Below are 13,028 nucleotides of genomic sequence, written 5' to 3' on the forward strand. Positions count from 1 at the left end.
ATCTTGCCGCAGCCGTTGTGCGTATCGAGGCTCGATCCACGCCCTTGCTTCGTGGCCTGCCGGGCTTCATCTTGAGATGAGACTGCAGGTTTTTCATGTTGCCGAGCCTCAGGTCGAATCGCCGCATTGTCGCGATTCCCGCTTTGCGCCCGACCACACGCCATTGCCCGGCAGCCATGCAGGCCGTCAGGCGCAGCCATGGATAGTCTGCCGTGTCCCACCGCCAGCCCGTTCGCGTTCCCGAACGTCACCAGTTTGATGCCCTGATCGATGCCCGCTCGCCCGCCGAGTTTGAGCAGGACCATATTCCCGGCTCCATCAACTGTCCGGTACTGAGCAATGCCGAGCGTGCCGAGATCGGCACCATCTACAAGCAGGTCAGCCCTTTTGAGGCCAAGCGTCTGGGGGCGGCCTATGTGTCGGCCAATCTGGCACGCCATCTGCGCGAAACCTTTGCTGACAAGCCTGCCAACTGGAAGCCCCTGGTCTATTGCTGGCGCGGTGGCCTGCGCAGCGGCTCCATGGTGACCTGGCTGCGTCTGGTCGGCTGGGATGCCCAGCAGCTGGCCGGCGGCTACAAGGCGTTTCGCGGCCATGTGATTGCGCAGCTTGAAAGCCTGGTGCCTAAGCTGCAGATGCGCGTGCTCTGCGGTGCTACCGGCTCGGCCAAGACCCGCGTGCTGCATGCGCTGGCCCAAAGCGGAGAGCAGGTGCTGGACCTGGAGGGCTATGCCAGCCACAAGGGCTCCTTGCTGGGCGGTCTGCCCGGCATCGAGCAGCCCAGCCAGAAGCGTTTCGAGACCCTGATTGCCGAGCAGTTGGAGAGCTTCGATCTCTCGCGTCCCGTCTATCTGGAAGGCGAGAGCGCCAAGATCGGCCGCGTCGGCCTGCCGCTGGTGCTGGTGCAGCATCTGCACAAGGCCCCAGTCATCGAGGTGCGTGCGACGACCGCCGCACGCCTTTCCTATCTGCTGCGCGACTATGCCTACCTGGGGGACGATCCCGAAGTGCTGGCCACCAAGCTGGGCTGGCTCAAGGAGCTGCAGGGCAAGGAGACCGTGGGCCGCTGGCAGCAATGGGCTCGGGCCGGGGAGCTGCCTTCGCTGTTCGAAGAGCTGATGCTGCGCCACTACGACCCGCACTACGAGCGCTCCCAGTCAAATCACTTCGAGCAATGGCCCCGGCGCCAGGTTCTGGAGACAGACCAGCTCTCGGATGAGGCCATCGCCGGTCTGGCGCAGCAGATCATTGCGATGCAGGCGCGCTGAGCCAGGCAGCTTGTTCAAGCCTGCCGGCTGAAACGGGCCGGTGCGGTGCGGACTAGTCCAGCTTCATCACCATCAGCACCTCGTCGAAATACTCGCCGTCCACATACAGGGCCGCAGGCTCCAGCCCATATTCGCTAAAACCTGCCTGCTCATACAAGCGTAGTGCGTTGCCGTTGCTGGCATTGCAGCCCAGCATCAGCTGGCGCAAGTTCAGCGCTCTGCCGTGCTCAACAGCCGTCTCCAGCAGGCGGCGGGCCAGGCCTTGGCCTCGGGCCGCCGCAGCCACGTACATGGCAAAGAGATTGCCTTTGTGCGCAGTCTTTTCTCCCTGCTCGCGATACATGCCCAGGGTGGCGCAGAGTCTGCCGTCTGCGTCAAAGCCTCCCCACATGGCTTGACCTGGCGTGCTGCCGAAACGACTCAGTATCTGCGCATCGCCGAGTGCCCGTTCGCTGGCAGGTGTGGTACCGAAGGCGGTGGGGCATTCTGTCAGGGCTTGCAGGCGCAGGGCGCGATAACTGCAAAGGTCGGACTCGGTCAGTTGGCGTATGTCATATTGCATGGACCGAGTTTAGACATGCTCGGCAAAGATGGGCACCAGCGACAGCAGCAGCAGGCCGGCCATCACGCCGTTGAACATGCGCAGGGCCTGTGGAGTGCGCAGTGCGCGCCCCACGGTGCTGCCGAACAGGGTCCAGACGCTGATGCTGGGATAGTTGACCAGGCCCAGAACAAGGGCCGACAACATCAGATTGACGAAAAAGCCTTCGCGCGGTGTGTAAGTCGCCACCACGCCCACGGCCATGATCCAGGCCTTGGGGTTGACCCACTGGAAGGCAGCGGCCTGCCAGAAGCTGAACGGGCGGCTGCCCGACTGGCCCTGGTCCACGCCGCCGGCACGGGCGATTTTCCATGCCAGCCAGATCAGATAGGCCGCGCCCACATATTTGAGCAGGGTGTAGATGCGGGGCTCGGCCTCGAACAGCTTGCCCAGGCCCGCGCCGATCAGCAGCACCATGATGACCACGCCCAGACAGATGCCCAGCATATGCGGCACGCTGCGGCGATAGCCGAAAGTGGCCCCCGAGGCCGTCAGCATCACATTGTTGGGGCCGGGCGTCACGGAGCTGACAAAGGCAAACATGGCCAGTGGCAGGATGAAGGCTGAGGATTCAGGCAGAAATGGCATGGTGAACCTTGGGACTGCATAAGCGTTGTGCCTCTATACTAAGATCTGTAGTCAGTACACTATCAGTACACTTTTGCAGGCCAGTTTATGAGCTGGCCTGCTCTAATTGACCTGACACTTTGAGGAAGCACTTCATGCTGGATGCTCATATCGACGGCAGGGCAGCGACCCCGGCAGCCTTGCCTGTGGCCGCTACGGCATCCCTGGGCTGGCAGCCCATGCGCTCCAGTGCAGCAGGCCTGGTGGATCAGCTGGTCGAGCATTTCGGTGGACTGATCCGCAACCACGGCCTGCGTGTGGGCGTGCGCCTGCCTTCGGTGCGGGCGTTGGCGGAAAGCGCAGGTGTCAGCCGCGACACCGTGGTCCAGGCCTACGACAAGCTGGCTGCCCAGGGCCTGGTGCAATCGCGGCGCGGCAGCGGTTTTTATGTGGCTGCCCAGCGCCGCGTGATGGAACCTGCCGCCGTTGCTGCCGCCTCGGCGCAGCCGGCTGACTTCGACACCGCTTATCTGCTGCGCGGCATTTTTCGTGATGACAGCGCGGGCACCGGGGGGGCGGGCTGCCTGCCTTCGAGCTGGATGGACCAGGGCCTGATCACGGGCGCCATGCGCGCCATCACCCGCAACAATGCGCGGGCCGAGCAGAGCTTTCTCAGCTATGGCCATCCACAGGGCTTTCTGCCATTGCGCCAGCAGATCGCCTCGAATCTGCAGGCCCAGGAGGTGCCGGCCCATCCCGAGGCCAACCTCATGACGGTGGGCGGAGTGACCCATGGTCTGGACCTGGTCGTGCGCTGCTTTCTCAAGCCCGGCGATACCGTGCTGGTCGAAGATCCGGCCTGGTTCCTGATCTTCGGGCGGCTCAAGTACATGGGCGTGAATGTGGTCGGCGTGCCGCGCCTGCCCGGCGGGCCCGATGTGGCTGCCCTGGCATCGCTGGCCCAGAGCCACAAGCCCAAGCTCTTCATCCTCAACACGGCGGTGCACAACCCCACGGGGCTGAGCCTGTCTGCCGGCGTGGCCCACGAGGTGCTGCGCATTGCCGAGCGCCATGATTTCCTGCTGGTAGAGGACGACACCTATGCCGAATTCCTGGGCGCCATGCCGCTGAGGCTGGCAGCCATGGACAGATTGCAGCGCGTGATTCTGGTGGGGGGCTATTCCAAGACCTTGTCGGGCGGCCTGCGCGTGGGCTATATCGCGGCCAAACCCGAGTATGTGCACCGCCTGACCGACATGAAGCTGCTGGCGGGGCTGACCTCTTCGCTGCCGGCGGAGCAGATCGTGCACCATATTCTGGCCGACGGTTCGTTTCGCAAGCATGTGGACCGGCTGCGCGAGCGCGTGGACCGTGCGCGCGGGCGTTGCCTGCGCAAGCTCGAAGCGCTGGGCTGCCATGCGGAGTACGAACCCGTGGCCGGCACTTTTGCCTGGGTCGATTGCGGCGTGGACACCGAGGTTCTGGCGCGTCAGGCGGCGCTGAGCAATCTACTGCTGGCTCCAGGCCTGCTGTTTTCGCCGCAGCAGGCAACCAGCAGCAAGCTGCGCGTGCCCGTGGCGATGGCCGACCAGACCGAGCCATGGAAGGTGCTGGAGCAGATCCTCAGGCAGCTGCGCAAATAGCGCCGAAACCGGTGCCAGGGCAGGGCGTCGTTCACGATTGATAACAATCGCGCGCCTTTGGCGTGACTGACCCAGCAGCATCTGCTGTTATGTTTGTAGCATGACAGCAGCACGAGCTTTGCCCCATGCCGCCGCAGGCCACTGCACGCGCGATTTCCTGCGTGCTCGCCCGCTCATGGGGCGGTGGCTGCTGTCAGGGCTTGTGCTTTGCGGTCTGGCCGCTTGTTCCAGCGCCCCCACGAATCACGGCGAAGTGAAGGGCGAGGACTTTCACTCGCGCGAGCTGCTGCAGTCCGACAGCAACCGCATGGCAACGCTGGCCATGAAGGAAAATCTGGAGAGCCTGTTTCTCATCATGGACAAGCTCTATCGCCGCAACCCCGCCGAATGGAAAAAGACCGCCTCCAGCCGCGAAGCGGCCATGACCTATGTGCGTATTGCCGTCATGGAGCGCCAGCCCTGGCATGAGCTGCAGGACAAGCGTGACGTGGCAGCGCTGTCCCTGGCCTTGCAGCCCGAGTTCGCCGGAGACAGGGTCGCGGCCTTCGTCCATGCTGCAGCCGATATGTTGATCACCGCGCATGGCGGGCGAACCAGCTTCACGCTGATCGACGGGCTGGACCCGCAGCATGTCTTCAATGCGGCGCGCAATCTGGAAATTGCCAACTGGATTCTCAACTCGCGCAAGGCACCCGGTGGAAAGCCCTTGCTGCTATCGAATCAGATAGCGGAAGAGGGGCGCAACCTGAGCTTCGAGCGCGAGATGGGAAAGATCATAGGCCGGCTGGATCTGGTGGCGGATTACACCACCGAGCGCTATCGGCGCTCCGTCATCGGCTATGCGCAGGGATTGCTTGCCGGCCCGTTCATGCAGTTTTTGCCCGTTCGATAGAAGTTCTTCAGGCCTCACAGAGCACGATGGTGGCAATTGCGGACGAGTCTTCCATGGCACGCACGGCGTGAGGCATATTGGCTGGCAGATGCATGAGTTGCTTGGGGCCCAGTTCATGCACGGTCTGGCCGATGAGAACTTCGAGCCGACCTTCCAGGCATTGCAGGCTGACGCTGCCAGGCACGCGATGCGGCGGCAGCGACTGGCCCGAGCGCAGCACGACGCGAATGACTTCCAGATCTTCCGCCTTGAAGAGCACGCTCGAGTGAGCGGCAGGAAGCCTGGCTCCGTAAGGAGCGACATCCAGAGCTTGGTGGGTGGGCGTGGAGTGGATATGGTCCATGACAGCACCTGAGCGAAAGCGGTAATAAGGCATTCTCCCCCGAGTGGGGCCCAAGTTCAATCACCGTTTTGTGACAGCGCTGTAGGGCATCAGGCCTTATCACCTCGTTTCGTTGCTCATCAGCGCTGTTTGGCGCGTATCGCAGAGGTCCGGGCGCGACTGGCAGCTGTCATGCCAGGTGCCGTAGATTCTCGGCAGGCATGGGGCTGAAGCCCGCTGCGGCGAATTCTGCAGCCCAGCGTTTCAGCAGGATCGAATAAGCGTTCAGGAAGAACTGTCGAGGAGCCTGAATCTGCCAGGTTGCGGGCAGGTAGAAGCAGTCGTCGTGGCTGTCTTCCAGTGGGGCTGCAAAGTCGTATTGCAGGCTTTGCAAGGCGGCTTGCAATGACCGGGTCAGCATCACTTTATGCGCAGTGCTCCATGAAGCCTGCTCACAGCAGGGAAAGAAATAGCGATCGAGCAACTGCAGCAACTGCTGGGGATCGTTGGGGTCATAGGCAGCGAGTTCCTGACCCAGAGACTCTTCCCGATCATAGATATCGAAGGGCGCCAGCAAAAGAGACGGGTCGGCCTGGAACTCGATGTCGCTGCCGGGGTGCTTGAGAGGCTCGGCCATGGTCAGAGGTATACAGAAGAAACAAGGCGACAGTCTGCCATTGAGCGGCGCTTCAACCCCGTATCCGCTCCAGCTATTTGCTCAAGCTGAATGCCTTGCGCCAGCACCAGCTCGCGTGAACAGCTGATGGCGTTGCTCATGCAGCATATGTATTGCTTCCAGGCGTCGGAGCCGCTCTCGCCGCCAAAAGCTCCGTCGATCTCGACGCCTCTGGGCTTGACCAGAGCGGGCTGCTGCCGCCACCTCAAGGGCATAAGGGCTGGGGGCGCAGGTACAAATCCGGCTCATTTCTCCGTGCAGAGGGAAGGGCGAGGCGTCGTGCGCAGCGGCTGGGAATGTCTGGCTGGATTTAATGATTCGCAAATCGAATCATTCATGCGGTTTAAACAATTGGACTTGAATGATTGAACGCTTCAGCATGCAGTGCAGGCACCGGATACAGGTGCCGCAGCCTGAACAAGGAGACAAGCATGAACAAGCGATTCTTACTGCGCGCCTGTGCGAGCGCAGGCCTGGCAGCCACCATGAGCATGGGCTTTGGCGGGACGGTGCTGGCTCAGGAGAGCTATCCCGCAGCCCCCATCACGCTGGTGGTACCGTTTGCCGCGGGCAGCGGCACCGATGCGGTGGCGCGCGTGGTGGCCAACAAGCTGGGCGAGCGACTCAAGCAGCCCGTGGTGGTGGACAACCGGGCCGGGGCCAATGCCCAGATTGCAGCCGCGCATGTGGTCAAGGCCAAGCCGGACGGCTATACGCTGTTCATGACCACCAACACCTCGCATTCGGCCAATCCCTGGCTGGTCAAGGGGCTCAAGTACGACCCCATCAAGGACTTCACGCCCGTGGCCCGCGTGGGCGAGCTGCCGTTCGCGCTGGTGGTCCATCCCTCGGTGCCGGCCAAGACCGTGGCCGAGCTGATTGCCTATGCCAGGTCGCATCCGGACAAGCTCTCCTACGGCACGCCCAACAGCACCTCGCTGGTGGCTTCGGAAACCTTCAAATACATCACGGGTACGCAGATCACCGGCGTGCCCTACAAGTCCAGCCCGCAGGCATTGACCGATGTGATGGGCAACCAGATCCAGATGTATGTGGCCGATCTGGGGTCGGCCTGGGGCACGCTCAAGACCGAGCGCGTGCGCACGCTGGGCGTGACGGCGGCCAAGGGATCGCAGCTGCTGCCCAATGTGCCCGCCATCGGCAAGACACTGCCGGGCTTCGACATCACCTCGTGGAACGGCATCTTCGGCCCGGCCGGCATGCCCAAGGCCATAGCTGAGCGCATCAACGGCGAGCTGCAGCTCATCCTCAAGGACAAGGCCGTGCAGGAGCAACTGGCCCAGGTCGGCTTCGAAGTCTGGCCCACGGCCACGCCCGATGAGTTCGCGCTCTATGTGAAGGAGCAACTGGCCAAATGGGGGCAACTGGTCAAGCAGGCCGGCATCGAGGCGCAGTGAGATGATGAGCATGCACAGCGATAGCCGTCAGGCTGCGGGCCACACAGCGGGCCCGTCAGCGGGTCACACAGCGGGTACATCAGCCGGTCCCCTGGCCGGCGTCAGGATCGTGGACATGACCTCGGTGATCATGGGGCCGTTTGCCACGCAGATTCTGGCCGCCCTGGGTGCCGATGTGATCAAGGTGGAGTCGCCCGAGGGCGACAACATGCGCCATGTAGGCCCCATGCGCAACCCCGGCATGGGCCCCATTTTTCTGCAGGCCAACCAGGGCAAGCGCTCCGTGGTGCTCGATCTCAAGCAGGCCGCCGCGCGCCAGGCGCTGCTGCAGCTGCTGGCCGATGCCGATGTCTTCATCAGCAATGTGCGGCCCCAGGCCATGGCCAGACTCGGCCTGGACTGGCAGACGCTGGAGCAGAGCCATCCACGCCTGATCCATGTGAGCTGCTGCGGCTTCGATCAGGCCGGCCCCTATGCGGCCAAGCCGGCTTACGACGACCTGATACAGGGGGCGACCGGCGTGCCCTGGCTGGCCCAGCAGTACGGCGGGGGCGAGCCGTCCTATGCGCCCATGACGCTGGGAGACCGGGTCACGGGCCTGCATGCGGTCTATGCGGTCACCGCCGCACTGTATGCGCGCGAGAAGAGCGGCCAGGGCCAGGCGGTGGTCGTGCCCATGTTCGAGGCCATGACGCAGTTCATCCTGGGCGATCACATGGCCGGGCTGAGCTTCGAGCCACCGCTGGGCGATGCCGGCTATGCGCGGCTGCTGACGCGCCATCGCAAGCCCTACCGCACCAGCGACGGCCATCTTTGCGTGCTGATCTACAACGACAAGCACTGGCACAGCTTCTTCCAAGCCATAGGGCAGGGCGAGCGCATGCGCGAGCCCATGTTCGCCACCCACGGCCAGCGCGCGGCGAATATCGATGCCGTCTATGCCGAGGTGGCGAGCCTGATGCGCGAGCGCAGCACGGCCGAGTGGCGTGCGCTGCTCGATGCGGCCGACGTGCCGAATATGCCCATGGCCTCACCCGAGGACTTGCTGGCCGACCCCCACCATGCGGCCACGGGCTTTGTGCGCGAGATCGAGCATCCCAGCGAGGGGCGGCTGCGCACCACGGCGAACCCCACGCAGTGGAGTGCAACGCCTCCGGGACTCGATGCCAGCGCTGCGCCGCAACTGGGCCAGCACACGCTGCAGGTGCTGCGCGAGGCGGGCCTTGGCCAGGCGCAGATCGCCGCGCTGCAGGCCAGCGGCGGCTGCATGCAGGCTTCATCATCCAACGATAAAAGAGAGACAGACATATGCCCCGCTATCTGATCCGCGAGCAGGACGTACAGGGCTACAGCCCCGCCAACCACCACGGCACGGTGAACCGGCGCCTGGTCAGCCAGGCCAATGTAGGCGCACAGCACATGGAAGTGGTGCTCGGAACGCTGGAAAAAGGCGGCGGTGCGCTGCCGCATGCCCATCCGGGCATGGAGCAGGCCTGCTATCTGCTGGACGGCACGGCCGAGGTGGAGGTGCAAAGCCAGGGCCACACAGAGCGCTTTGCCATGCAGGCGGGCGACACCTGCTTTTTCCCCGAGGACTGCATGCATGTGTTTCGCGTCACCAGCGACCAGCCCGTGCGTCTGCTGGTCATCTACAGCCCGCCCTATGGCGAGAACCCGGCGCGCGTGCGCCGGCCTGATTGATTAAAAACAATAGCTGATAGCGCTTGTGAGACAGGCGTTTGAGGCGGATTTCATTGAGATTCAACCGATAGAGAGAAGCCGCCATGGATTTTTTATGGAGCGCCGAGCAGGAACAGATCCGGGATGCCGTGCAGCGGGCCTGCGCGCCTTTCGACGATGACTACTGGCTGAAGAAGGACAGGGACGGCGGCTTTCCGCACGACTTCCACCAGGCCCTGGCCGAAGCTGGCTGGCTGGGCATTGCCATGCCCGAGGAGTTCGGCGGCGCGGGTCTTGGCATTACCGAGGCGGCGCTGATGATGCACACCATCTCGGCCACGGGTGCGGGCCTGTCGGGCGCATCGGCCGTGCACATGAATATCTTCGGCCTGCACCCGGCCGTGGTCTTCGGCACCGACGCGCAAAGACAGCGCTGGCTGCCGCCGCTGATCGCGGGCCGGGACAAGGCCTGCTTCGGCGTGACCGAACCCAATGCCGGGCTCAACACCCTCAAACTGCAGACCCGTGCCGTGCGCGAAGGCGATGTCTATGTGGTGCACGGGCAGAAGGTCTTCATCTCCACGGCCCAGGTGGCCAACAAGATATTGCTGCTGGCTCGCACCAGGCCCGTGGAGGAGTGCAAGGGCACCGAGGGCTTGTCGCTGTTCTACACCGACCTGGACCGCAGCCGCATCGCCGTGACCGAGATCGAGAAGATGGGCCGCAAATGCGTGGATACCAACCAGCTCTTCATCGACGGGCTGCGCATCCCGGTGGAGGACCGCATCGGCGAGGAGGGCAAGGGCTTTTCGTACATCTTGCACGGCCTCAACCCCGAGCGCATCCTGATTGCGGCCGAAGCCGTGGGTCTGGGCCGTGCGGCTCTCGCGCGCGCCACTCAGTATGCGAACGAACGCGTGGTCTTCGATCGGCCCATAGGCCAGAACCAGGGCGTGCAGCACCCGCTGGCCCAGGCCTGGATGGGGCTGGAGGCCGCACACCTGATGGTGCAGAAGGCCGCCTTCCTCTATGACAAGGGCCTGCCCTGCGGCGCCGAGGCCAATGCTGCCAAGTACCTGGCCGCCGAAGCCTGCGCCAAGGCCTGCGAGACCGCCATCTTCACGCACGGCGGCATGGGCTATGCCAAGGAGTTCCATGTGGAGCGCTATATGCGCGAGTCCTGGATTCCGCGCCTGGCGCCCGTGAGCCCGCAACTCATCATGTGCTTTATCGCCGAGAAGGTGCTGGGCTTGCCCAAGTCATATTGATGACCCCCTGAGCCGCTGCGCGGCTTCCCCCTGGAAGGGGGACGAGGCCCTCGCCGCGAGGCGGCTCTTGCTCGGCGTCCCTGGCGAAAGGAACGATGCCTGCCGCCGTGCCTGCATGGCAAGATCAGATTATGAAGACTCATCTGTTGCGCTATTTTGTGGTTCTGGCCGAGGAGCTGCACTTCGGCCGGGCCGCCCAGCGCCTGTGCATCACCCAGCCGCCGCTGAGCATGGCGCTCAAGGCGCTGGAGCAGGATCTGGGCACGGTACTCATGGAGCGTGACGCCAAGAACGTGAAGCTCACGCCGGCAGGCGAGGCCTTTTTGCATGAGGCGCGCAAGGTGCTGGCTCAGCTCCAGCATGCGGCCGAGGTGGTTCGTGGCGTGGCCCAAGGGCTGCAGGGGCGGCTGGACATAGGCATCACGGGGTCCATGGTTTACCGCCAGGTGCCGGGGTTCTGCCGGGCCTTTCGCGCCGAGCGCCCGCTGGTCGAGCTATGCCTGCACGAGATGTCCACGCGCGATCAGCTGCAGGCCATTGCCAGGGGGCAGATCGACTGCGGCTTTCTCAACATCGGCACGCCCCAGGACGATATACGCACGCTGTCCATAGGCGAGGAGGCTTTTGTCTGCTGCCTGCCCAGCGACCATGCTCTGGCCCGGCGTGCCGAACTCGACCTGCGCGAACTGGCCCAGGACACTTTTGTCATGTTTGCGCGCGAAGTGGCGCCGGCCAACTACGACAACGTTATCGCCTGTCTGCAGCAGGCCGGCATCCATCCCCATACACGGCATGCCGCGCGCCAGTGGCTGACCGTCATGGCCTTGGTCTCTGCCGGTCAGGGCGTGGCCCTGGTGCCGGCCTGCATGCAGACCGTGGGCATGAACGGCGTGTGCTTTGCGGCGCTGCGCGGCAGCCGGGTGACCACGCCAGCCGTGCTGGCCTGGCGGCCACGGGGCATGCCGGCCGTGCTCGAAGCCTTTGTGGCCAGCGTGCAGAACCTGGTGCAGGCCGCACAGCCAGAACTCCCAGCCGCAGTCCGCTAGGCCCGCAACTGCGGTGCATCTCTTGCTGCTCAGCGAGAAAACCAGCTCCCCGGGGCCCGGTGTTCCCCGGCAGTCAAAGATGGCAAGGCCTGTGCTTCACCCGAATTGAATGCCTTGCGCCAGCGGCAGCTCGCGCGAGTAGTTGATGGTGTTGGTCGTGCGGCGCATGTATTGCTTCCAGGCGTCCGAGCCGCTCTCGCGGTCGCCGCCAGTCTCTTTTTCACCGCCAAAGGCGCCGCCGATCTCGGCACCGCTGGGCCCGATGTTGACATTGGCCATGCCGCAGTCCGAACCGGCCACGCTCAGAAAGACTTCCACCTCGCGCAAATCGTTGGAGAAGATGCAGGAGGACAGGCCCTGAGGCACATCGTTGTTGAGCGCAATGGCCTGCTCCAGATCCTCATAGCTGAGCACATAGAGCAGGGGGGCAAAGGTCTCGTGCCGAACGATGCTGGTCTGGGCCGGCATGTCCACGATCGCCGGTGCTACATAAAAGCCCTGCGGAAACTGCTGCTCCAGCTGGCGCTGGCCGCCCGTCAGCAAATGGCCGCCGTCTTTCAGTGCCTGACTCAGCGAGTGCTGCAGCGCCTCGAATGATGCCTCGTTGATCAGCGGGCCGACCAGGGTATCCGGCTGCAGCGGGTTGCCGATGCGCAGGCTGCGATAGGCCGGCAGCAGCCTGTCCAGCAGCGGCTGTTTGACATCGCGGTGCACGATCAGGCGGCGCAGCGAGGTGCAGCGCTGGCCGGCCGTGCCCACGGCGCTGAAGACAATGGCGCGCACGGCCAGATCCAGATCGGCTGCCGGCGTGACCACCATGGCATTGTTGCCGCCCAGCTCCAGAATGCGCTTGCCAAAGCGCGCCGCCACCTTGGGACCCACGGCGCGGCCCATGCGGCTCGATCCCGTGGCCGATACCAGCGCAATCCGGGGGCTGTCCACCAGGGCCTCGGCGACAGCCGCGCCGCCCAGCACGATCTGCGCCAGACCTGCCGGAGCTCGGTCGCCAAACCGGGCAATGGCGCGCTCCAGCGCCTTAAAGGTGGCGAGGCCCGATAGCGGTGCTTTGTCGGAGGGCTTGAAGATCACAGGGTTGCCGCAGACCAGGGCAATCGCCGCGTTCCAGGCAAACACGGCACTCGGAAAGTTGAAGGCCGTGATGACGGCCACCGGCCCCAGCGGGTGGTATTGCTCCATGATGCGGTGGCCGGGACGCTCGGAAACAATGGTCTTGCCATGCAGCTGGCGCGACAGGCCCAGCGCGAATTCGCAGATGTCCACGCCTTCCTGCACCTCGCCCAGGCCTTCCTGAGCTATCTTGCCGACCTCGCAGCAAATCACATGGCCTATATCGGCCTTGGCGCGGCGCAGCTCCTCGCCCCAGAGCCGGACCAGCTCGCCACGCACCGGGGCGGGCACCAGGCGCCACTGCTTGAAAGCCTGCACCGCATGGTCTATGACCTGAGGCACCTGGGCACCGGGCAGGGCGGCCAGACTGGCCAGTTCCGTGCCGTCGATGGGCGAGTGCACGCTGATGTCCTTGCCCGCGAGGGCCTGCAGCTCTATGCCGCAGCGGCTCAGCACGGTGGTCTGGAAGTCGGTTGCGGAGATGGCGGTCATGGCAGTCCCTCCTGATGGGTGTGAGAT

13 protein-coding genes and 1 pseudogene are annotated in these 13,028 nt (G+C 64.1%); 8 read left to right on the top strand and 6 right to left on the bottom strand.

Annotated elements, in window-relative coordinates; all coding sequences use genetic code 11:
* The first annotated feature begins 212 nt into the window (after positions 1–212).
* Entirely contained in the window at positions 213–1,268 is a 1,056-nt protein-coding gene (gene mnmH, locus JAO85_RS13330; protein WP_012838793.1) for a tRNA 2-selenouridine(34) synthase MnmH, read from the top strand.
* Between the two features lie 52 nt (positions 1,269–1,320).
* Here the strand turns inward: mnmH and JAO85_RS13335 are convergent, their stop codons facing one another.
* Together JAO85_RS13335 and JAO85_RS13340 are read right to left on the bottom strand one after the other, a co-directional pair.
* Positions 1,321–1,830 (bottom strand): GNAT family N-acetyltransferase, encoded by a 510-nt coding sequence (locus JAO85_RS13335; protein ID WP_054075094.1) that lies wholly within the window; start codon positions 1,828–1,830, stop codon positions 1,321–1,323.
* 9 nt (positions 1,831–1,839) lie between these two features.
* Positions 1,840–2,457: a LysE family translocator gene (locus JAO85_RS13340; RefSeq protein WP_012838790.1), complete on the bottom strand. Its 618-nt coding sequence runs from the start codon at positions 2,455–2,457 to the stop codon at positions 1,840–1,842.
* 134 nt (positions 2,458–2,591) lie between these two features.
* Between JAO85_RS13340 and JAO85_RS13345 the strand changes: the two genes are divergently transcribed.
* Positions 2,592–4,079, top strand: a complete 1,488-nt coding sequence (locus JAO85_RS13345; RefSeq protein WP_034379481.1) for a PLP-dependent aminotransferase family protein — start codon at positions 2,592–2,594, stop codon at positions 4,077–4,079.
* A 100-nt stretch (positions 4,080–4,179) separates the two neighbouring features.
* On the top strand, positions 4,180–4,971 hold the full coding sequence (locus JAO85_RS13350; protein ID WP_202788240.1) for a hypothetical protein: 792 nt from the start codon (positions 4,180–4,182) through the stop codon (positions 4,969–4,971).
* Positions 4,972–4,978: 7 nt separating this feature from the next.
* On the opposite strand, the gene JAO85_RS13355 is transcribed toward JAO85_RS13350, so the two are convergent.
* From JAO85_RS13355 to JAO85_RS25815, 3 genes and pseudogenes are all read right to left on the bottom strand, one after another.
* Positions 4,979–5,314, bottom strand: coding sequence for a cupin domain-containing protein (locus JAO85_RS13355; protein WP_029158280.1), 336 nt, complete (start codon positions 5,312–5,314; stop codon positions 4,979–4,981).
* A 169-nt stretch (positions 5,315–5,483) separates the two neighbouring features.
* Positions 5,484–5,930 (bottom strand): hypothetical protein, encoded by a 447-nt coding sequence (locus JAO85_RS13360; RefSeq protein ID WP_202788241.1) that lies wholly within the window; start codon positions 5,928–5,930, stop codon positions 5,484–5,486.
* Between the two features lie 86 nt (positions 5,931–6,016).
* Positions 6,017–6,139 (bottom strand): annotated as a pseudogene (locus tag JAO85_RS25815) (aldehyde dehydrogenase); the annotation flags it as partial.
* 261 nt (positions 6,140–6,400) lie between these two features.
* Here JAO85_RS25815 and JAO85_RS13370 point away from each other — a divergent pair.
* The 5 genes from JAO85_RS13370 to JAO85_RS13390 all read left to right on the top strand — a co-directional run bounded on the left by JAO85_RS13370 (position 6,401) and on the right by JAO85_RS13390 (position 11,381).
* On the top strand, positions 6,401–7,387 hold the full coding sequence (locus JAO85_RS13370) for a tripartite tricarboxylate transporter substrate binding protein (RefSeq protein WP_034379478.1): 987 nt from the start codon (positions 6,401–6,403) through the stop codon (positions 7,385–7,387).
* A gap of 1 nt (position 7,388) precedes the next feature.
* On the top strand, positions 7,389–8,711 hold the full coding sequence (locus tag JAO85_RS13375) for a CaiB/BaiF CoA-transferase family protein (protein ID WP_255539017.1): 1,323 nt from the start codon (positions 7,389–7,391) through the stop codon (positions 8,709–8,711).
* The gene (locus JAO85_RS13380) at positions 8,696–9,088 is read left to right on the top strand and encodes a cupin domain-containing protein (protein ID WP_034379476.1); all 393 of its coding nucleotides are present in this window, start codon (positions 8,696–8,698) and stop codon (positions 9,086–9,088) included. Before JAO85_RS13375 ends, JAO85_RS13380 begins: the two co-directional genes overlap by 16 nt.
* An 83-nt stretch (positions 9,089–9,171) precedes the next feature.
* Positions 9,172–10,335, top strand: a complete 1,164-nt coding sequence (locus JAO85_RS13385) for an acyl-CoA dehydrogenase family protein (protein ID WP_039048972.1) — start codon at positions 9,172–9,174, stop codon at positions 10,333–10,335.
* A 95-nt stretch (positions 10,336–10,430) separates the two neighbouring features.
* The gene (locus JAO85_RS13390) at positions 10,431–11,381 is read left to right on the top strand and encodes a LysR family transcriptional regulator (RefSeq protein WP_202788242.1); all 951 of its coding nucleotides are present in this window, start codon (positions 10,431–10,433) and stop codon (positions 11,379–11,381) included.
* 96 nt (positions 11,382–11,477) lie between these two features.
* On the opposite strand, the gene JAO85_RS13395 is transcribed toward JAO85_RS13390, so the two are convergent.
* The gene (locus JAO85_RS13395) at positions 11,478–13,001 is read right to left on the bottom strand and encodes an aldehyde dehydrogenase family protein (RefSeq protein ID WP_202788243.1); all 1,524 of its coding nucleotides are present in this window, start codon (positions 12,999–13,001) and stop codon (positions 11,478–11,480) included.
* Positions 13,002–13,028 lie beyond the last annotated feature (27 nt).

The sequence above is a fragment of the Comamonas sp. NyZ500 genome, from assembly GCF_016772095.1.
GTDB lineage: Bacteria > Pseudomonadota > Gammaproteobacteria > Burkholderiales > Burkholderiaceae_C > Comamonas > Comamonas thiooxydans.